The sequence below is a fragment of the Brumimicrobium sp. genome, assembly GCA_023957385.1.
In the GTDB taxonomy this organism is placed as follows: Bacteria; Bacteroidota; Bacteroidia; order Flavobacteriales_D; family Crocinitomicaceae; genus Brumimicrobium.
In genome coordinates, this window is sequence record JAMLGZ010000001.1 from 299,305 (window position 1) to 321,330 (window position 22,026).

Annotated in this window: 19 protein-coding genes; 14 read left to right on the forward strand and 5 right to left on the reverse strand. The window is 34.5% G+C overall.

Annotation, left to right across the window (positions count from 1 at the left end; genetic code table 11):
* Positions 1–121: 121 nt before the first annotated feature.
* Entirely contained in the window at positions 122–859 is a 738-nt protein-coding gene (locus tag M9897_01300; protein MCO5267514.1) for a 1-acyl-sn-glycerol-3-phosphate acyltransferase, read from the reverse strand.
* Between the two features lie 150 nt (positions 860–1,009).
* Here M9897_01300 and M9897_01305 point away from each other — a divergent pair, with 150 nt between their 5' ends.
* Positions 1,010–1,981: a polyprenyl synthetase family protein gene (locus M9897_01305; protein MCO5267515.1), complete on the forward strand. Its 972-nt coding sequence runs from the start codon at positions 1,010–1,012 to the stop codon at positions 1,979–1,981.
* Between the two features lies 1 nt (position 1,982).
* Positions 1,983–2,747 (forward strand): methylated-DNA--[protein]-cysteine S-methyltransferase, encoded by a 765-nt coding sequence (locus M9897_01310; GenBank protein ID MCO5267516.1) that lies wholly within the window; start codon positions 1,983–1,985, stop codon positions 2,745–2,747.
* Between the two features lie 65 nt (positions 2,748–2,812).
* On the opposite strand, the gene M9897_01315 is transcribed toward M9897_01310, so the two are convergent.
* Complete coding sequence (locus tag M9897_01315) at positions 2,813–3,160, reverse strand: hypothetical protein (GenBank protein MCO5267517.1); 348 nt, start codon at positions 3,158–3,160, stop codon at positions 2,813–2,815.
* 215 nt (positions 3,161–3,375) lie between these two features.
* Between M9897_01315 and M9897_01320 the strand changes: the two genes are divergently transcribed.
* The 12 genes from M9897_01320 to M9897_01375 all read left to right on the forward strand — a co-directional run bounded on the left by M9897_01320 (position 3,376) and on the right by M9897_01375 (position 18,565).
* Complete coding sequence (locus tag M9897_01320) at positions 3,376–3,855, forward strand: MarR family winged helix-turn-helix transcriptional regulator (GenBank protein MCO5267518.1); 480 nt, start codon at positions 3,376–3,378, stop codon at positions 3,853–3,855.
* Positions 3,856–3,865: 10 nt separating this feature from the next.
* On the forward strand, positions 3,866–5,218 hold the full coding sequence (locus M9897_01325) for a TolC family protein (protein ID MCO5267519.1): 1,353 nt from the start codon (positions 3,866–3,868) through the stop codon (positions 5,216–5,218).
* Between the two features lie 21 nt (positions 5,219–5,239).
* Positions 5,240–6,301 (forward strand): efflux RND transporter periplasmic adaptor subunit, encoded by a 1,062-nt coding sequence (locus tag M9897_01330; protein ID MCO5267520.1) that lies wholly within the window; start codon positions 5,240–5,242, stop codon positions 6,299–6,301.
* A 75-nt stretch (positions 6,302–6,376) separates the two neighbouring features.
* The gene (locus M9897_01335; protein ID MCO5267521.1) at positions 6,377–9,535 is read left to right on the forward strand and encodes an efflux RND transporter permease subunit; all 3,159 of its coding nucleotides are present in this window, start codon (positions 6,377–6,379) and stop codon (positions 9,533–9,535) included.
* A 284-nt stretch (positions 9,536–9,819) separates the two neighbouring features.
* Positions 9,820–10,998 carry a DNA cytosine methyltransferase gene (locus M9897_01340; GenBank protein MCO5267522.1) on the forward strand — a complete coding sequence of 393 codons (1,179 nt, stop codon included), beginning with the start codon at positions 9,820–9,822 and terminating at the stop codon, positions 10,996–10,998.
* Between the two features lie 10 nt (positions 10,999–11,008).
* Positions 11,009–11,260, forward strand: coding sequence for a hypothetical protein (locus tag M9897_01345; protein MCO5267523.1), 252 nt, complete (start codon positions 11,009–11,011; stop codon positions 11,258–11,260).
* Positions 11,257–12,030, forward strand: a complete 774-nt coding sequence (locus tag M9897_01350; GenBank protein MCO5267524.1) for an HNH endonuclease — start codon at positions 11,257–11,259, stop codon at positions 12,028–12,030. Before M9897_01345 ends, M9897_01350 begins: the two co-directional genes overlap by 4 nt.
* A 139-nt stretch (positions 12,031–12,169) precedes the next feature.
* A complete protein-coding gene (locus M9897_01355) occupies positions 12,170–14,458 on the forward strand; it encodes a Z1 domain-containing protein (GenBank protein MCO5267525.1) in 2,289 nt (762 codons plus the stop codon).
* Complete coding sequence (locus M9897_01360; protein MCO5267526.1) at positions 14,445–15,440, forward strand: PD-(D/E)XK motif protein; 996 nt, start codon at positions 14,445–14,447, stop codon at positions 15,438–15,440. Before M9897_01355 ends, M9897_01360 begins: the two co-directional genes overlap by 14 nt.
* Before the next feature lie 7 nt (positions 15,441–15,447).
* Entirely contained in the window at positions 15,448–15,699 is a 252-nt protein-coding gene (locus tag M9897_01365) for a hypothetical protein (protein MCO5267527.1), read from the forward strand.
* On the forward strand, positions 15,690–17,768 hold the full coding sequence (locus tag M9897_01370; GenBank protein MCO5267528.1) for an AIPR family protein: 2,079 nt from the start codon (positions 15,690–15,692) through the stop codon (positions 17,766–17,768). Before M9897_01365 ends, M9897_01370 begins: the two co-directional genes overlap by 10 nt.
* A gap of 386 nt (positions 17,769–18,154) precedes the next feature.
* Positions 18,155–18,565 (forward strand): hypothetical protein, encoded by a 411-nt coding sequence (locus M9897_01375; protein MCO5267529.1) that lies wholly within the window; start codon positions 18,155–18,157, stop codon positions 18,563–18,565.
* Position 18,566: 1 nt separating this feature from the next.
* On the opposite strand, the gene M9897_01380 is transcribed toward M9897_01375, so the two are convergent.
* The 3 genes from M9897_01380 to M9897_01390 form a co-directional block, all read right to left on the reverse strand.
* Positions 18,567–19,553 (reverse strand): acyl transferase, encoded by a 987-nt coding sequence (locus M9897_01380; GenBank protein ID MCO5267530.1) that lies wholly within the window; start codon positions 19,551–19,553, stop codon positions 18,567–18,569.
* 431 nt (positions 19,554–19,984) lie between these two features.
* Complete coding sequence (locus M9897_01385; protein MCO5267531.1) at positions 19,985–21,262, reverse strand: M28 family peptidase; 1,278 nt, start codon at positions 21,260–21,262, stop codon at positions 19,985–19,987.
* Positions 21,252–21,971 (reverse strand): hypothetical protein, encoded by a 720-nt coding sequence (locus M9897_01390; GenBank protein ID MCO5267532.1) that lies wholly within the window; start codon positions 21,969–21,971, stop codon positions 21,252–21,254. Before M9897_01390 ends, M9897_01385 begins: the two co-directional genes overlap by 11 nt.
* Positions 21,972–22,026 lie beyond the last annotated feature (55 nt).

Here is a 22,026-nt window from a genome sequence, read left to right on the forward strand (position 1 = left end):
TATGGAATGTTTTGGGAATTACCGACTTGGTCGGTTTAGTTCAACTTATTTATATGTTATACCAAAAGTAATCCAATTTACAACCCATTTGTTACATCAAGTTACTTTTAGTCACTTCCCCTCAATCTCTCAATTTTAATCGTATCGCGTTCTCTACTTCTTGAATTAATTCTTCAATATCTCTACCTTCTGCAGAAACAGGTTGTAATACTTCCCAGCTTAGCTTATGAAAGGGAATTAACGGAAACTGTCCTTTGCTTATCATTTTAAATGAACCATTGATACAAATTGGAACAATTGTAATATCGGGAATGACAGAAATGATGGAAGCAATTCCTCCGACTTTAAATTCTTTCATTTTACCAGTTTTGGTTCGCGTACCTTCAGGGAAAATAAAGGCTGACCAATTTCTTTCCTTCATGCGTTCGGCAAATCGATGAATTTCGTTTTTAGATTGTTCAGGGTCTTTACGATCGATATTCGCTCCACCACCATGACGAAGATTAAACGAGATGCTTGGTATTTTTGCCTTTAATAATTCAATTTTAGAAATAAATTTCCCATGATATTTTCTAAAAAAATAGATTAACCCAGGTATATCGAATAGACTCTGATGGTTAGAAACAAAAATAACAGGCTTGTTTTTTGGAATCTCAAAGTTGTTCTTTACTACAGGAAAATTGAATAAAGCAACTGTCGAATAGGTTAAACAAAAATTTAATGCATCCACACTCGCCTTATGGGCTTTGTAACCAAATAATTTGAGACATATCCATTGTATAGGATGAAAGACTAAAAGACTGAGTCCAATTAATAGATAGTAGATAGGGGTTAATAATATACCGAAAAAAATACGCATGGTTTTGGTTTAAATACTAATACAGGGTAAAAATAATCTTTTATAGCTACAAAACATAATGAAATGATAGATTGTAATTAAAATTGTCAACCCAAATGTTTTTCGATAGAAAATCGTAGGGAGGGCTGACATTATTTCTATATTTGTACTATGATAAAGGTAAGCGACATCAAAGCTCCTGTTACTGAGGAACTCGAAAAATTTGAAGCACATTTCAAAGAGAGTATGCGCTCTAAGGTGCCGCTTTTAGATAAAATCACGCATTATATTATCAAGCGAAAAGGGAAGCAAATGCGCCCGATGTTTGTATTCCTCACAGCAAAAATGCTTGGGAATGTGAATGAAAGTACTTACGTTTCTGCTTCCTTGATTGAGTTATTGCATACGGCCACCTTAGTACATGATGATGTAGTGGATGATGCCGATGAACGAAGAGGATTCTTTTCTATCAATGCTATTTGGAAAAATAAAATTGCTGTGCTTGTAGGTGATTTCTTACTTTCTAAGGTTCTATTATTAAGCATTGAACAAGGGAAATATAGATCGCTGGAAATTGTTGCCCGTGCAGTGCGTGAAATGAGTGAAGGAGAACTTTTACAAATTGAAAAAGCACGTAAATTAGATATAGATGAAGCCACCTATTTTGAAGTGATTCGTCAAAAAACGGCTTCTTTGATTGCTACTTGTTGTGAAGCAGGTGCGGTATCAGTAGATAGAGAAGATGAAGCAGAACGCATGCGTGCATTTGGTGAGAAGGTGGGCTTAGCTTTTCAGATTAAAGATGATATTTTTGATTATGGTTCTCCCGATAAAATTGGAAAACCAACCGGAAACGATATCCGTGAACAAAAAATGACTTTACCACTTATCTATACGCTCAATCACGTGGATGCTAAAACGAGAGCTGAACTCATTAATATTGTAAAACGTTACAACGAAAATCCTCGAAAAGTTAAACGTGCAATTCAGTTGGTTATCGAAAATGGTGGAATCCAATATGCATACGAGCAAATGATGAAACTAAAGGAAGAAGCCATGGAATTATTAGCGCCTATTCCTGATTCTCCGAGTAAACAATCCTTAATTATGCTTGTAGAATACACCACAAGCAGAGAAAAATAGAATGAATCACTCTATCCATCTCTATAAACAAGTTTTCCATCTTATTGAGAGGTATCAAGAACAACATTTTTCGCTGAGTTCAGAAGAAAAAGCAATTCTTCATCAATGGGCGAATGTCTCTGCCGATGACTTCTTTTATAGCATGAGTAAAGGTAGAATTCTAAGCGAACTCAAAGGAGAAACTCCCAACTTATTCCAAACGACTCCTCAACCAGCGCTTCTTTTTAATGTAAATATCCAGCGATTAACTCCAGAAGAGATGCATCAATCGGACTTTCAAATAGCCTATTCTTTTGCCAAATGTCTATTTGGAGAATTACTTTTAGCATCGACATCTAAAGGACTGTGTTACATGGTGTTTATAGACGACAAAGAAGAAGGTCTAACAGCCTTAAAAGAAGAATTTCCGAGTGCAATAATCAGCGAACAAACAACTTCCTTCCAAACCCAAGCGATGGCGTGTTTTGACCCGCAACGAATCTCTGAAGAATCTATCTATTTACACATCAAAGGAACCGATTTTCAATTGGCTGTTTGGAAAGAATTGGTGAAAATTCCCTTTGGTAAATTAAGTTCCTATCAAACTATTGCCAATGCACTTCATAAACCGTCGGCTGCTCGTCCAGTAGGGACAGCCATCGGTGATAATCCCGTAACGTATATTATTCCATGCCATCGCGTATTCCAATCAGGCGGTGGGATTGGTGGTTATATGTGGGGAACAACACGGAAGTTAGCAATGATAGGCTGGGAGTTTATTAGTTGAAAATTGAGAGTTGAAAGTTGAGAGTTAATTTTAACTTTCAACTCTCAATTTTACACTCTCCACTATCAAACTCCCGGTTGTAGAATACATTCCGCCGTTTTATTTTGAGATCCTCCTCCTAATAAGTCTCCGAGTCCGTCCATTCCTAGACTATCGCTCATCCCACCACCGAAATTTCCAAATAAATCTCCTAAATCGCCAAATGGAGAAGAGGATGTTGTTTTGGATTGTTCTCCAAATTCATCGCATGCTGACTTAGCATCTTTCTTTTTACTGTCTTTAATTATTTTAACATGACTCTGATTGGATGAACCTATACCACCAGAAACAACACATTCATACCTCCAATCTTTCGTGCAAGAAAATAATCCTACAAATAAAAGAGAGCAAGCAACTAAAACAAATCTTCTCATAACGGATATTAATTTTTTTAAAAGTATGCATTGAATGACAGAATATCAAGCCTAGCCGAGAATAATTGAATGAAAATCAGCATTATTTTATAAATGGTTGTAGCACTTTACCAATGGCAGAATGGGTCAAGAGTTAGAATTTTCAAAAAATTTAACAAATTATATAGTTGATATGTCAACTAATATATATCTTTGCCCCAAAATTTTTGAAAATTATGCCCAAATGTAAAGAAATAAATAAGGAAGTATTGAATAATATTACGGATAATTCCTTGATATTTCATATGCGTCAGACGCACATGGCTATTTTTAGATTGGCTAATAAACGTATCGATGATTATTCCATACCTATTAAGATGGAGCAGATGCCTGTCCTAATGTCGCTTTATGTATATGGAGATCTAACTCAGCAGGAAATTGCTGAATTTATAAAACGCGATAAATCTTCTGTTCATAGAACAACTACTTTTTTGGAGAGTAAAGGGCTTATCTTCTATAAAAAAGATCCAACAGATTCTCGAAAAAAACTAGTTAGCTTAAGTGATACAGGGAATTTTGTTGCTCTACAAATCGTAGATTCAGTTAAAGTGATTGAAGATGAAATAGCAAAAGCCATCACTGATGCACCTAAAGAAGAATTAATTGCGGCATTAAAAAATGCCACCGAAAAGTTAGAAGAAATTGCAAATAGTTGATATGTCAATCATGAAAAAAATTAAGTTTATAGTAGTAGTGTTTGCTTCCTCTTTTCTTACAATAAGTTATAGTCAAGAGAAAGCTCCTTCATCATTCTCCTTAAAGTCGAGTATTGAATATGGTTTATCTCATCATATATCTGCTGAGGTATATGCCAATATGGTTGATCAATCCAAGTACGAGGTGCGTGAGTATTTATCCAATTATCTCCCTCAAGTTAGCTTAAATGCTAGTTTGGATGATAACATTAAATTGCAACAAACCGTAATTCCCGAAGGAACTTTCTTCCCAGGAAGCCCTGAGCAACGTGTAGCTTTTGGTTCTAAATGGAACTCGGCTGTTACCGCAACTGCTACGCAGGTCATTTATAATCAATCCATGATTTCAGGTATTGATGGTGTTAAAAAGAAAAAGAATTTAACCATCATGCAAGGAGAGCAAAATAATGAAACGATTATTTATAATGTTGCTTCTTCGTACTTTCAATTACTCGTAGCTCAAAAGAGTTTAGAGTTGTTGCAAAGCAATAAAGAGCGTTTAGAAGAGATACTCCGCATTGTAGAATTACAATCAAACCAAGGAGTTGCCAAAAAAGTAGACGTATCCCAAGTACGCGTTAATCTCAATAATGTACTTTCTCAAATCTCTAATTTGGAAAATAACATTGCCATTGCTGAAAGTTCACTCAAAGTTAATATGGGATTGGACATCAATGCGCCTATTGAGCTGACAGATATCAATACTTGGATTGAGAATAAACCTACTTTGCAAGAATATGCTGCATTTAATTATGAGAATACCTTAGAAGGAAAAATGCAACAACTTCAAATGGAGTTATTGGACATCAATCGAAAATCTATTCGTTACCAAATTATTCCTACTTTGTCTTTGTACGCACGTTATGGTGCAAACACCATGGCTCAGAAATTTCCAGATTTGTATAATCCAATTCTAGATTATTCCGCAATGGGACTCCAATTATCTTGGAATATTTTTACAGGATTACGTCGTAATTCCCAATATAAACAAGCCAGCATAGAACTCACCAACACCAAATTAAATTATGAATTGAATGGTTCTTTGATGCAGTTACAATACAAGAATGCAGAATCACAATCCAATGAGGCGCAACGTATGATGCTTACAAACAAAGAAAACTTAGAATTAGCACAAGAAGTTTATGACAATACAACACTCCAATATCAACAAGGTGTTGCAACGTTGAGTGACTTATTAAATGCAGAACTTTCCTATAAGGAGGCACATAACAACTATATTAACTCCTTGTTGAAATACTACATCGCCGATTTATCGGTACATAAAGCAAATGGAACACTCCAAGAATATTATAAATCTCTATAAAACAGAAAATACCCTTTCAAGATGAAAAATAAAATTATCCTTATCGTATTTATTAGTTTAGTTGCTGCTGGAATAACAATCAAATTAGTAGCAAATAAAAAGAAAATTGATTCCAAGAAACAAATGGTAGACAATACAGATGTTGCTATTCCTGTAAATATCATTACCACTAAACTGACTGTTCCAGATAATAATTTGGTGAAGAGCGGAACGCTTTTACCTTTCAAAAGCGCTGATATTTCAGCTGTTGGTGGAGGAAAATTAGCTTCTGTTAATTTCGAATTAGGAGATATCGTACAACAAGGTGCTGTATTAGCAACGGTAGATGTAGAGTTGATGCAAATTCATTTAGAAGCTGCTGAGATTGCAAGAAATCAAGCGCAAACCGAATATAATCGCTTTAAGGCTTTATACGAAGGAAAGGCTGTAACTGAACAGGATTATCAAAATGTGAAACTGAATTACGAAAATTCCGAGAATCAAATTAAACAGCTCCAAAAACAAATTGCGGATAATCAAGTAAAAGCTCCAATTAGCGGACAAATTATCTTAAAGCTTAAAGAAGCTGGTGAGTTTGTTGGACCAGGTTCTGTGTTGGGACAAATGGTGCAGGTAAATCGCCTTAAGGTAGGTGTTATGGTTAGCGAAAGTGAAGTGTATAGTTTAAAAAAGGACGCCCCTGTAACGATTACTACGGATGTATATCCAGGTGTTCAATTTGATGGAAAAATTAGTTTTATCAGTAGCAGTGGAGATGCCGTACACAATTATAAAGTGGAAGTAACACTTGAAAACAAGGATGATCATTTGTTGAAAGCAGGAAGTTTTGCCTATGTAGATTTCCAACGTCATACTGAAAAAGAGATTTTATTGATACCTAAATCTGCTTTAATTGAAAGTCTAGATAAACCTATGGTTTATGTTGTAAAAGATAATCATGCTGAACAACGTACAATTACTGTAGGTTCTTCCTATGGAAATGATATAGAAGTTATCGAAGGAATTCAAGTGGGTGAAAAAGTAGTGGTTAGTGGATTGGTAAATATTTCCAACGGGACACTTCTAAATCCAATTGAGAAATAAATTGAGAATAAACGCATTGATAAATAGTAGATTCTGACAAATTAATACGGTTAGCAATTACAATAAAACTTTAAGATGAAACAATTAACGGAACTCGCATTAAAAAGACCTTTACTCATCGTAGTAATGTTCCTAGTATTAATCTTCTTTGGATTATTTAGTTATAATAATTTAAATTATAACTTACTACCAAAGATGGATTTTCCAGTTATTACTGTGGTAACTTCATATCGTGGAGCTTCTCCAGATGAGATTGAAAATAACGTTACCAAACGAATTGAAGATGCTGTTTCTTCTTTGGAAGGAATTAGCAAGATTCACTCAAGTTCTATGGAGAGCGCTTCAATCGTGGTAGTAGAGTTTAAAAATGGAATTGATGCGGATAAATCACAAACTGACGCGCAACGTAAAATTAGTCAGATTGCACCTTTGTTACCCGATGGAATTGATGCACCAATTATCAATAAATTCTCTTCGGATGATATCCCAGTATTGCGATTGAGTGTAACGGCAGATGCGGATGGTGTAGATTTATTTGATATTGTTGACCAGCAGATTAAACCACAACTATCCAATATTAAAGGAGTTGGTCAGGTTACACTGATTGGTGGGAATGAACGTCAAATTAAGGTTAGAGTAGATAAAGATAGATTAGAGTTTTATGGACTTTCTATTTCTCAAGTAAGCAATCTTATCATGGCTGCTAGCATGTCCACTCCTGCCGGTAGCGTGAAAACATTAAAGGATGAATTCTCCATTGATTTTGACTCGAAATATACTTCAGCAGCACAATTACAGGATTTAATAATCATGCAAACTCCTCAAGGAAGTAAAATCTATCTTAAAGATGTTGCTTCTGTGGTGGAGGGCAGTGTGGAACCAACCAAATTAAACCATATTAATGGACTACCAGCCATTGGAGTTCAAGTACAAAAACAAACCGATGCCAATGCCGTTGAGGTAAGTAATCTAACCAAAGAGCGAATTGCTTCTTTGACGGAACAATATAAACAAATTGGACTTGAATTTAAAATTGCATCCGATCAATCTACCTATACGTTGAAGTCGGCGAATGAGGTAATGAAAGACTTGATGTTAGCCATCCTAATTGTCTCAATAGTAATGCTTTTCTTCTTACATAGTTTAAGAAATGCAGCCTTCGTATTAGTGGCATTACCCGCTTCCATTATTCCAACTTTTATTGGAATGTATTTATTTGGAATGTCGCTTAACTTGATGACTTTGATGGCGATGTCATTAGTGGTTGGTATCTTGGTGGACGACTCCATTGTAATTTTGGAAAATATCATGCGCCACATGGAGATGGGTAAAAATCGTCGAAAAGCTACAGTGGACGGACGTTATGAAATTGGTTGGACAGCTATTTCCATTACAATGGTTGACTTAGTTGTTTTCCTTCCAATGTCAATGGTTTCAGGAATGATTGGAGGAGTAATTCGTGAGTTTTCCATGACTGTTGTATTCTCCACTTTTATGAGTTTGATTGTATGTTTTACATTGACTCCACTTCTTTCATCTCGTTGGGGAAGACTTCCAGATTTAAGTAAAGTAGGTTGGTGGAGCTCTATGAATAAAGGTTTTGAGAATATCATCAACAAAGCAAGAGATGGATATACCCAAATCTTAAAATGGGCATTATCTCATAAAAAATGGGTTTTCTTGGGCACTTTTGCCTTGATGGTAGGAGCAATTAGCTTACCTATGACTGGATTTATCGGAGGAGCATTTATTAGTCAGGGAGATAGAGGTGAATTTATTGTGAGTTTGGAACTCGACCCATCGGCCACTTTATATCAGACCAATGAAGTGACACAAAAAGCCGAAAAAATCATCATGAAATACCCGGATGTAATTACAGTATTCTCTAACGTGGGTGTTTCCACAGGAAGTGAAGTTTCGTCCAGCAGTAGTGGGAATGCATCTGAAATCACGGTTAAATTAACTGATAAACTAGAGCGTAAACTAACGGATATTGAGATTGGAGAACAAATCAAAGATGAAATTGCGCAGATTCCGGGGGTTAAAGTAACGGTAGCACCTATCAGTATGATTGGTGGTGCGGGTCGTGCAGCTCTTCAGCTCATCCTTAAAGGAACGGATCGAGATAGCGTTCGTGTAGCAGCCAATCAAGTAATGGACGTATTTAAAAATACGGCAGGAGTTGTGTATCCTAAGTTTAGTACCAAGGATCCAAAACCTCAAATCAAGGTGAGTTTGGACAGAGAAAAAATGGCCGCTTTTGGTGTACGTTCCAGTGATGTAGGTATGGCTTTAGGAATCTCTTTTAGAGGAAATGACCAAGCTAAATACAGATATCGTGGTCAGGAATATGACATCATGGTTGAAAACAGTGAATCCAACAAGAAAAGTATTGAGGATGTTAAAAATCTGATATTTACCGACGACCAAGGAAACAAATTCACACTCGGTCAATTTGCAGATATTCGTGAAACCATGGGAGAAACTGTGTTGGAACGAAACGACCGCTTATCTTCGATTACTGTACAAGGAAACGTACAAGGACGTTCTACCGGAACCGTAGGAGGTGAAATCTCCGATGTCTTGGAAGAGATGCATTTCCCAGCAGGTGTTACTTGGAAATTTACAGGAGAGGTAGAAGACCAGGGCGATGCTTTTAAGAGTTTATTACAAGCTCTCTTAATAGGTGTTTTGCTAGTATATCTGATTATGGTAGCACTGTATGAAAATGCGATATATCCATTCGTAGTTATGATGGCGATGCCTTTGGCAGTGGTGGGCGCTTTCTTAGCACTTGCTCTAACCATGAACGAATTAACTATTTTCTCCATGATTGGTATGATTATGTTGGTCGGCTTGGTAACGAAAAACGGTATTTTATTAGTCGATTTTACCAATCAGCGTAAATCGGAAGGAGCAGGACTTATTGAAGCCATCATCGACGGAGGTAGAGAGCGTTTCCGTCCCATCTTAATGACTACCATCGCCATGATATTGGGAATGATGCCTATGGCCTTAGCCAAAGGATCTGGAGCTGAGGTAAAGTCCGGCATGGCTTGGGTATTAATTGGTGGTCTAACCAGTTCTTTAATCATGACCTTAGTGGTTGTTCCTTGTTTTTATTACGTCGTTGATAGTTTCTTAAACATTTTCAGAAGAAAACGCCGTAAAAAACTCAAAGCCAAAGTCAGAGAGAGGCAACTCCAAGCTCAATTAGTAGAGCAGTTGAATTAAAAGACTCATAAACAATTCATTATATTTTAACTCCTTGGATTTGAATAATTCAAGGAGTTTTTTATATTTGGGAGAGGGAAGTGGGGTGGGTGTGTTGGAGGGATGGGAGGAAGTTACCGCCCAGCATAAAAAACAACGACTGTAAATAAAATTCCAACTTCACATTTGAGCACTTTTTGCTTGTTACAATTCACGGACGACCACTTCGCAATCAAAAGAGTCTATTTTTTTTTTGTAAACGTATAGTATAAACATGTATATTTGAACCAAAGAAAAAAATTACAATGACATACAATTTCATAGACTTATTTGCAGGAGCAGGAGGACTTTCAGAAGGATTTATCCAAGCTGGTTTTGAGCCTATTGCTCACGTTGAAATTGAAAATTCTGCTTGTAATACTCTAAGAACAAGAGCAGCTTACCATTACTTAAAAGCTACCAACAACTATAAAATTTACATTTCTTATCTTAAAGGAGAAATAACTCGTGAGCAATTATATTTAAGTGTGCCAAAAGACATTTTGGACTCTGTTATTAACCTTCCAATTGGAGATGAACACAATGAAACTATACACCAGCAAATAAAGAAAAGCCTAGGAAAAAGAAAGGTTGATTTAATTATTGGCGGACCTCCTTGCCAGGCATATTCATTGGTTGGACGGTCACGGTCTAAAACTAAAATGGAAGGTGACCCAAGAAATTATCTCTTTATTCAATATGCTGGATATTTAGAAAGATATAAACCTAAAATGTTCGTTTTCGAAAATGTATTGGGCTTAAAGTCTGCTAAAGGTGGTCACTATCTTCAAGAGATGGAAAAGATTTTTAACAAAAAAGGCTATCAAATAAAACTGTACACGCTAGAAGCTAGAAACTTTGGAGTATTGCAAAACAGAAAACGAATTATCATACTAGGTTGGCAAAAAAATAAAAAGATTAGTATACCAAATCTGGAAGAAATTGCAATTAAAAATAATTATTTAGTTAAAGATTTATTGGAAGATTTGCCTGTGATAAAAGCTGGTGAAGGTGTAGACAGATTTTTAAAATACAAAACTAAAACAACGGAATACTTAAAATCTCACGCTTTACGCAATGGTATTGATATTTTAACCCAACATATTGCAAGACCGCATAGAGAGCAAGATAAAGAAATTTATAAAATTGCCGTTCAGAAATGGGATAAAAAGCAAGAACGATTAAACTACAATGATTTACCAGAAAGATTAAAGACCCATCAAAATCGGACTTCATTTTTTGACAGATTTAAAGTGGTAGCTTCTGACTTACCCTACTCGCAAACAGTAGTTGCTCATATTGCCAAAGACGGTCATTATTACATTCATCCTGATAGTAAGCAAAATAGATCAATCAGCGTAAGAGAAGCTGCACGACTACAATCTTTTCCAGATGACTATTATTTTGAAGGAGAAAAGGAAGGGATTAATAGAACAGCTGCATAATAATTTACAAATGGATTATAGAATTACACATATCGACCATTTACTAATAAATGATTTTCCTGTTGATTTCATTTTAAATCAGAAAAAAGAAGTCTCATACAAGTTCAAATACAAGTTTAGATTACTTGATGGGGATAGAAATATCTATTTTGAAGGTTTATCTACCAGAAATGATTCTTTCGAACCTTTAGACTTTTTTGGAAGCGAATTTGGATGTACTGATTTGCAATATTTTGAAAACGGGAAATTTGTAAGTTTATGAAAAGACAAAATTGGACTCGGGAAGAATTAATACTCGCCTTGAATTTATATCTGAAGTTGCCTTTTGGAAAAATGCATTCCAGAACACCAGAAGTAATTCATTTAGCAAATCTAATTGGTAGAACACCTAGTTCAATTGCTATGCGTTTGGTGAATTTTGCAAGTGTTGACCCTTATCATCAAAATAGAGGTATTGGAGGATTGCCCGGGGGCAAAAAACAGGTTGAACCAATATGGCAAGAATTCATAGATAATAAGGACGAATTACTTTTTGAAAGTGAAAATATTCTAGCCGAAAGAGAGTTAAACCCAATTGATAATAAGTATGCTGAAATACTTATTGGTACTGAAAACCTAGTTGGAGAATCAAAAATAAGAGAGGTTAAAGTTAGAGTTAATCAAAATGTTTTCCGTCAAATTGTTCTTGCAAATTATTCCAGTAAATGTGCAATTTCAGGTATTGATATACCTGAATTGCTAGTTGCAAGTCATATAGTTCCTTGGTCTAAAAATGAAAAGGAAAGATTAAATCCTGAAAACGGAATTTGTCTGTCTTCATTATATGATAGGACCTTTGATAAAGGTCTAATTGGATTGAATTTGGATTATAAAATAATTGTTTCCGATAAACTTAAACAGAATATAGCAAAGCCATACTATCAGCAATATTTTTCACATCTTGAAAATAAGGCGATAATACTTCCACCCAAATATTATCCCAAAAAAGATTTTATTGAATTTCATTTAGATTCAATATTCCAGCATTCTTGATAATTTATTTGATCCAGCACTAAAAATCACGATAAATAAGAAAGGTTTAGTTGTTGGCCAAGTTCAATCAGGAAAAACAGCAAATTATACTGGTCTCGTATGTAAAGCTGCCGATTCTGGATTCAAATTAATAATTATTATGGCAGGAATTCATAATAATTTAAGAAGCCAAACGCAACTTAGAATTGACGAAAGTTTTTTAGGATTTGATACGCAACATACAAGAGCTTTTGACCAAAGAAGTATTCAAATAGGTGTTGGTGACCCCTACTTTGGTTCGCCTATTGTTGCTCATTCTTTAACTTCTAGCATTGAAAAAGGTGATTTTACTCAAGGTGCGGCAAATGCCCTAGGTTTAAACTTCAATACTTCTGAACCAATTGTTGCAGTAATAAAGAAAAATCCTCACGTACTCAGAAGAATATATCAATGGCTTGCAGCTCAAGCAAATGAAGACAATGAATTAGGACGTGTAATTCGTAATAAATCACTCTTACTTATAGATGACGAAGCAGACAATGCTTCAATTAACATTTCAAATGACCCTGAAAGACAAAGTTCTATCAATGGCTGGATTACACAAATACTAAATCTATTTGGGAAGAATGCTTATGTTGGTTATACAGCTACTCCTTTTGCCAACATTTTTATTCCGCTGGATGACCAAAATTTATTCCCAAGGAACTTTATAAAAAATATCCCAGCTCCTTCTAACTATATAGGGCCAGAAAAAGTATTTGGATTTAGTCCGTTGGAAGAAGATGAGGCTTCAAATACAGTTTTACCTATAGTAAACAGGATAAATGACTACAGTGGATTTGTTCCTGATAGACATAAAAAGGATGATCAATTACCATCAACTTTACCTGAATCTTTAAAAAGGGCTATTCGCTGTTTTATAATCACTTGTGCAATAAGAAGATTAAGAGGGCAAACAACGGTTCATAACTCAATGCTTATCCACGTTTCCCGTTTTATGCGTTGGCAAGACCATATCGCAGAATTAGTTTCCAATCAATTCATTTATTACCGAAGAGGAATCGACCAAAATGATGCAGTAATATTGGATGAATTAAAATCAACATTTGAACAAGACGATAATGGTTTCAAGTCTTATGTATCGGTTTCAAAGCAAATACTAGATTCAGAACTCAAAAATTTAGATTCTCAAATTCAGGTTCATAAATGGAGTGAAGTTCTACAGCATTTGAATGATGCTGCATCACGTATTGAAGTTAAAGCTATTCACGGAGGTTCAGGAGAAGCATTAGACTATTTCGACCACAAAAATGGACTGTCAGTAATTGCAGTTGGTGGTAATAAACTTTCAAGAGGTTTGACTTTAGAAGGACTTTCAATTAGTTACTATTTAAGAGCCTCTAGAATGTATGATACACTTATGCAAATGGGACGTTGGTTTGGTTATAGGGGTGGATATGTTGACTTATGCAGGCTTTTTACAAGTCGAGAATTGAATGAGTGGTTCTGCCATATAACACAAGCCTCTGAAGAACTAAGAGAAGAGTTTGATTATATGTCTGATGTAGCAGGTTCAACGCCAGAACAATATGCTCTAAAAGTTAGAACACACCCTGGAGTTCTTCAAATCTCAGCAACTAATAAAATGCGTTCGGCAATTACGGTTCAAATTTCCTGGGCAGGTAGATTGGTCGAATCTTACGAGTTTAAAAAAGATATTTCGACTATTGACAATAACCTTAGGAACACTCAAAAATTTATATCAGGGTTACCAGCTAATTTTGTTCCTAAACCAAATGCTTTTGTTTGGTATGATATCCCAGCTGAACAAGTCATCAACTTTTTTGATGGAATTCAATCCGTTGAAAACCTTAAAAAAGCAGAACCTAGGAAAATAATTCAGTTTATTACTACTCAATTGCGAAATGGAGAACTAACCGATTGGAGAGTTGCCTTAATGTCAAAACCAAATGCTAAAAACAACTCCCATTTTATCGTTAGTAATAATACTGTTTCAATCGGTCAATGGAAAAGGACAGAAGATGATAAGAATTCAAGTGAACAAATTTACTATTTGAAGAAATCTCATATCATAAGTCCATCAGATGAATTCATTGATTTAAATGAAGATGAGTATAATTCGGCTATGGAATTAACAATTAAGAAGAGAAAGAAACCCGGAGAGCCTCAATACCCTAATGGTCTTGAAGTAAGGAATAATATAAGAGATCCTAAAAAGCCACTTTTACTTATCTATCTTCTCGACCCGGATGAAAGTCTTGAGGAATATCGTTTACCAAAAGGTACAAATCCTTTTGTGGGCTATGCAATAAGTTTCCCAAAAAGTAATTTTAACGCACCAGTATCTTATGCTGTCAATGAGGAGTTACTAGACAGATTTGATGTGGTTGAAGAAGATTTTGAAGATTATGGAGATGACGAAGATTGAAAATATTTGGGTTGGATTAGAGAGTGATACTTCCAATCATTCAGGTTTACTTTATAAGAGGTATTCGGCAGAGGTACTGCCTGATGTTTTTGTTGCATTAAAAGCTCCAGAAAAATTAAGGTGCATTGCATTTAGAATAAGTGCAGCATTCCCATTTGATGAAAACCAATGGAATAAACTCAAAGACATCAAGATTGAAACGCTACCAGATGAAAGAGATAAATCGAAGAAATTTTTATTAATTCTTTTACTAAACAAACAGCACAAAGATATTTTCTCTACGCTTTGCGAAGATTTGATATTTGGAGTATCAGACGTGTCCACAGAACAAACCTTAGTAGAAAAACTATTGGAGCGTTTGGCTAAATGGCAGTCTTTGTTTGAAAAGGTTGGTAAACAAGGTTTATCAGACGAAGCACAAAGGGGGCTTTACGGTGAAATTTATTTTTTACGATTTTTCTTGACTAATAATTCGGATAAAAACTATTGTATTAAATCTTGGCTTGGCCCAGAAAAGTCTATTCAAGATTTTCAATACTCAAACTGGGCAGTTGAAGTAAAAACTACACACGGTAACAATCATCAAAAAATTCATATCACGAGTGAAAGACAGTTAGACGATTCCATCATTGAAAAAATATTTTTATTTCATCTTTCGCTAGATGTAAGAGTGGGAAACGGTGAATCATTGAATATACTAATTGACGCTGTTTCGGAATTATTGAATGATAACACAATGGCTTCCAACTTATTTAAGCTGAAATTATTGGAATCTGGATATTATGATATTCACAAACCTCTTTATGATGAGAGAGGTTACACTATTCGTCAAGAAAATATATACCGAGTTACGGGTAATTTCCCAAGAATAACTGAAAATCAAATCCCTATCGGTGTTGGAGATGTGAGATATTCTATTGTTCTATCGGAATCAGAGGAATGGAGAATTAACCACCAAACTCTTTTGGGAGAAATACAATAACATTTTTATGGAAAACAAAGAATTACAAAAGTTCTATATAGACATTCAGGAAGAAATTAACGCAAGTCTTATCTCTGAGGAAGAAGGAACAAATCCAGAACAGATTTTTACAGAGTTAGCACTATCGTATTTATCCGAAGCAGGGAAACAGAAAATTATCGTGTTTGCTTTGATGAAAAGATTAGTAAAAGAGGTGTTGAACATAAAATTAATGGCTACTCTCTTTATGAAAATTACGAAACACTTGATTTGTTTGTAACTATATACAATGGTGATTCCACCATTCAAAGTGTTACAAAGGGTGATGCAGACAAAACAATTGAAAGAGCAGTTAATTTCTTTAGAAATGCAATTTACAAGGATTATGTGAACGAAATAGAGGAAAGTTCTGAAATATTTGATCTTGCTCAAACTCTAGCGAATGTTCCAGAGGTTAAAGAATATCTAACCAGAGTAAATATATTTTTAATAACAAATGGTGAGGTAAAATCAGATGTGAAAATTTCTGATACAATAGCTGGTTATACTATTTTTTACAGAACAATTGATATAAACTACCTTTTCAATCTTTCTGATAAATCCAGAGTACCTATTGAAATTAACTTTGAACTAGCTGGATATAAAGTGCCTTGTATTGTCAATGAAAGCGAAAATTCTGATTATCAATCTTGGCTTGCGATTATCCCAGGTCTTGCCTTAGCAGATATTTATGAACAATATGGGGCGAGACTTCTAGAGCAAAATGTTCGTTCATTTCTTCAATTCACAGGTAAAATAAATAAAGGAATTCGAAATACTATTCTGAAAGAGCAGCATATGTTTATGGCATTTAATAATGGTATCGCAGCTACTGCCGAAGAAGTTACCATTACAGATTTGCCAAACAATCAAGGTAAAGCTATTGCCCAAGTAAAGGATTTTCAAATTGTAAATGGTGGTCAAACTACAGCGTCAGTTTATCATACTTGGAAAAAAGATAAAGTCGATATAAGCAATGTGTTTGTTCCTGTTAAACTTACTATTGTAAAAAACAGAGAGAATTTTTCTGAAATAGTTGGTCGTATTGCAGAATATGCTAACACTCAAAATAGAGTTTCTGCTTCTGATTTAAGTTCTAACAAAGAAAATCACGTTTTAATTGAAAAACTTTCACGGACTATTTGGGCACCGCCAATTTCAGGAGAAACTACTCAAACACGTTGGTTTTTTGAGCGTTCAAGAGGTCAGTACAAAAATGAAAGAATTCGATTTGGTATTACACCATCAAAGCGAAAACAATTTGACAAGCAGAATCCAAGAAGTCAGATGTTCACTAAAGAATCTTTGGCAAAGTTTATCAACTCATACGAGGAAGTATATAATGGTAAAAAGTTAGTAATTGGACCTCATATTGTTGTTAGAGGAAGTCAGAAAAATTACGCTCAATTTCTGAATTATAATTTCAGTTTTAAGCCAGACAATATTTGGTTTGAAGATGCTATTGCAAAAGCTATTTTATTTTCATCTGCTGAAAAGGTATATGGTGTAAAACCGAACGCAATTGGAGATATGCGTTATATAACAGTTCCTTATTCATTAGCTTGGTTAGGTTATAAATTGAACTACAAACTTGATTTATACAAAATCTGGAAACATCAATCGCTAAGTGATACTTTAAAGTCTAAATTACACGAGGTAATGTCTAAAATAGAGGATTACATCAAAACTAAAGCCCCTGGCTCTTTATATGGAGAGTGGGCAAAAAAAGAGGAATGTTGGAATACAATTAAAAATGAAAGTTTTGAGATTGACCTTGAAAGTTTAAAATCCGACTTGGAAAATAAATTGACTGAAAAAAGAAAAAAGCTAACTGAGGATGAAACTCAAAAAGCTGAAAATGAAGCTTCATTGAATAGATTAAAATCAATACACGTAAAAACTTGGAAGAAAATAGAAGACTGGGGAAGAGAGACTCAAAATCTTTCCCAATATCAGTATGATATGGCTTCTACTTTAAGCAGTAAAATTAGAAACAATAGAACAATTACAGACATAGAAAGAAATCAAGGAGAGACCATTCTTAATATTGTTGCAGAGATTAATCCAGAGTTATTTTTTGACATGGATGGTTTCTTTATTGAGGACGAGAATAAAAAAAGCGAAGAAGTTGAAATAACGATTGACCTGATTGAAAGAATCGTACAATGGGACAAAAAAAATAAAAGACTTGATGCGTATAAATATCGTTTTATGGTTGACCTTTTAGAAGGCAAGATGACCCTAACAGATAGAAACAAGTATTTAGCGAAACTTAACTTAAAAACAGTAGAGAAGTATGGATTTAGATAATATCCTAGCTAACAACCATATATTACCAATAGATTTGATATTTTATGCCTTTGCTGTTTTCGAAGGGTACCGCTTCTCATTTAGAAAAATTGATAGTAACAGGTTTAGTTAGAATAATAAATCAATCCACGCACTTTGCGTTCCCCTATGTTCCCTATGTGCCTATGTGTTTCAAAATCTTTCCCCTCCTGTGTGCTTACCAAATAATCAAACACATAGACCTGCATTGAACTTGTTGAAATGAACATAGAACACATAGCAAAGTACCCTATGTTCGCTATATGCCAATGTGTTTCACAAAACCTCCCCGCCCTCCGCAGTTAAATTAGAATCTCCTTTTCATTCAAATAAAAATACATTCTCCTAAGAATATGTAAATTTGCAATATGAAAAGTAAATTAGGGCATGATTATGCCATCGAAATAAAATTTAAAGAACTCCTTAAAAAATTGGAAGAGCAATTTGGAGGAGGGTTGGATTTACAGGGAGTAGTCTTCCTGATTGGGGTACAAGAACTTGGCAAAGGCTGGGATAAATTTTCTAAAAGACAAAAACTCGAACTCATGCACATTGGTGTTTGTTCGGTGTTGGAGCCTTATGGGTTTTATAAATTCATTGGACGAGATAAAGATAATTGGCCTCACTTTGAGTTTGTGGGTGAATTACCTCCTTTGGATGAAGGTCAACAGCAACATTTAATGAAAGAAGCTATCATTAATTACTTTAAGAATGCTGAGACAGAATCTTTAGCCAATATTGATTTAAGCCAATTTATTGGAAAATTAGAAAAGGAATAGCTTATCCAATCAATAAATTACAGCCTCGGATATCGCTGTTATCAAATCTTCCCAGGACTTTAAATTGAGCTCCGTTCGTTTGACCTAAATCATCGGTCGCAATAAAGGAGCAGCTATAATAATTAGCTAAATCTATCACATTAATTCCTCCTGTTTTGTGATCATCTATAACTTGAAGTGGGTCATTAATATCACGAATAAGAATCCTCATCCAAGGTGGAGTATGAAAATAAGATTCAACTGTTAAATAAGCCTGAGAAAGTAGTTCGGTCATTCCATATTCAGAATAGATATGCTTTACATTAAACCCCTTTTTAAGCGTATCATGAAGTTCATCCTTGGTCATTTCTTTTCGTCGCCCCTTCATGCCTCCAGTTTCTATAATTTTAATATCCCTTAAATCAGCCTGTAAATCTATTAAGTCAAGTAAGGCATACGAAACTCCAAAAAGTATGATTTCTTTATCTAATTGTTTCGCTTCTTGAATAGCTTGTAGCAAATCACTGTAATTATTTAAATAGAAACCTGATAATGGGTGCTTTGTCTGTTTAATTAGAAAATCTACCATATAGACTAAGGATGAATTTCCTTGTTCTAAGTAATTTGGTAACAGCGCAAAAATAATAGCGTTTGAGGGAGAAGCAATTTGACTTGTAAACGTGGGTACAAAAGAAGCCTCATATAATTCTGGGTAGGTTATATAATGTTGACTCCGTTGCCCGCTTTGTGTTGTTCCGGAACTCTTAAAAACAAGCGAAGGCTGCTTCAATGTATCTGGATAAATAGCATGTGTCTTAAAGAAAGAAATAGGTAAAAAAGGAATCTCGGTATAATGCTGTGGATTTGTCTTGTGAAGCGATACACAAAATTGATGATATATTGGAATATGATTGAATTGAAAATGGAAAGTATCAAGCGCTTGTTGATTGAAATCTTCCTCTGATTGGATTCCAAGAATAGTTTGCTTGATTTGGGATATGTTTTTCATAAATCTTATTTCACCTGAGAAACAAAAGTAGTGAAAATCTCGTGTTTATATGGGATTAAAAAGTAGATAAAAAAATAAGAGCTCGAAACGGGCGTTTCAAGCTCTTATCACACTAATCAACCTAACCTACTACTACTTGATACAAATGTAGAGTTAATTTCTAGATCACAAAAACTTTTTAAGATATAATTTGAGCGGGTGAAAATGGTCCGTATAAGAATGATAGAATCTTAAAAAAAACTATTTTATTTTTCATCTATTCAAAATAGATATTCATCGAAGAAAATCCAACTAAAATTAAAATTCACGCTTAAAAGTATCGACGAACATTTTTTAAAATACAGGATAGGAATCCAATAATTAACTATTCTTTTGGGAAAATTTTAGCTATTGTAAATGGAAGAAGAAATTAGTAAGAGCTTTTTGACTTTTTATAACTTACCAACGAAATCGATTAAGAGTTGCACAATGTTATTATATGCTGCAAAAGATAGGGCATCGTATGTATCGAAAACATCGTGATAATTCTTGTTTGGCCCCATGGTATAGATAAAAATAGAAGGAACACCTGCTTTATAGAAATAATAATGGTCACTATTAGCGGCTTCTCCTCTCGATTTAATCTGTGTGAGGTACTTTTTCTCGTTATTGATACTCACTAATTTATTAAATTCATCTTGATATATGCTCCCATTAACAACAGTTACACCTTCTTCTCCACTTCCCATAATATCTAAATTAATTAAGAATTTAATCGTGGACAGATCGATATCTTTGCTATTAACCATATTTACGGAGCCAAATAATCCCGCTTCCTCTCCTGCAAAAGCCATAAAGATGATATTGTAATCTGAAGGATTCTTGGTAAAATAATCAGCCATAGTAATTAGCATAGAAGTTCCACTAGCATTATCATTTCCCCCTGGGAAAATTGTTTTTTCAGGATAGGTTCCCATCATCCCTAAGTGATCAAAATGTGCTGAAAATACAAGTGTATCAGCATTCTCTTTTTGTGATGGTAGGAATCCTATAACGTTTTTAGTTATAAACTGTGGGTTTAATGTAGCATTCACTTGAAGATAAAGATTTGAGTTCCTGTCTATTAATCCTGGCTTTACGTAGATTATCGGATAATCAAACTGTTCACCAGCTACCGACCAAGTAAATTTTGCAGTTTGAATAAAGATGACTGGCGCTTGTTTACTTAATACTCTTAATTGATGCATCATTTGAGGACGCTCTTTTTCGTCCACACTTTCTAAATCAACGAAAAAAGCATTTTTATTGCCGGATACTATTTCATTATATGCTTCTGTAAAGAGTTTCTTCTTAGTAAAATGTACTGGTCCTATAAAAACAGGTAAAAGCTCTCCTTGAAATGAACCAGAAGCTTCATCTATTAAAAAGTCAACACCTGGTTTTAAATGTTTATCATTCACTTTAAATTCTAGCGTATCAGGAAACACATTCACTGGATAGCTAAAAGTTTGAAAATATGAAGTGTCATTTACAAATGGTTTAAGACCAATTTCCTTAAATTCATCTCTAACGAAGTTAGCCGCGATGTTCATCCCATCATTTACATAACCACGACCATAAAATGCATCACTACAAAGTGTTTCTACAATCTTTCTAGCTTTTTCTTCTTGACTAAAAGAAGTAAGGGAAGCAAAACATAAAAACCCTATTACAAAAATTTTACCCCACATATTTTCTTGAAATGATATGAATAAATTCGTTCGTACTGTCGGCTTCTTTATCCCAATTATGTTGTACAGCGATTTTACTAATAACTGAAAAAGCAGATTCATGTTCCGTAAACTGATCTAATTCCTCCATGGTTTGATTAAATAAATCCGAATTTCCATTAAAAAGTTCACGAATAAATAACATTCTGTCGTTTAATCCAAACGCACTTTTTAGGGAAGATAGTTTAGCATTATTGATTTTGTCTTTGGCTACTTCTTGATAAGTCAACGTAAATTGTTTTAAGAATCCCTTTTCTGTATCGTTTAGCTCTGAGGAATTTATGGATTTTGCCATAGGAGCTATTTTCTCTTCTATTTTTTCGTCAATAGTTTCTGTTTTAGGTTCTTCGGTTGTAAAAGCCATGTCTCCAGAAAAATCAAATTGAATTTCTCCCGTATTTTCTTGTGGAGTTTCATTTTTAGTTTCTTCTTTCACCACTATCTCTTCCTGACTTACAGGGATTTCTTCTTTCACATCATCTGCTTTATGCTTTCCTTCCTTTTGATATACTTTTTCTTCCTTCGCTTTATAATTAAGGATAATGGATCTTTCGTAAAGTTTTTGTGCAAGTTGCTCTAATTCCATTAATTCCTCTTCCGATAATTTAGAAGAAGACATATTTGAAATTAGTTCGTTGATGCGCTTATTTATTTCCTGAAGTGAATTCATAGTATCTATTGTTCCAAAAATTTGACCAAAAATACACAAAAAAAGACTGTCTATA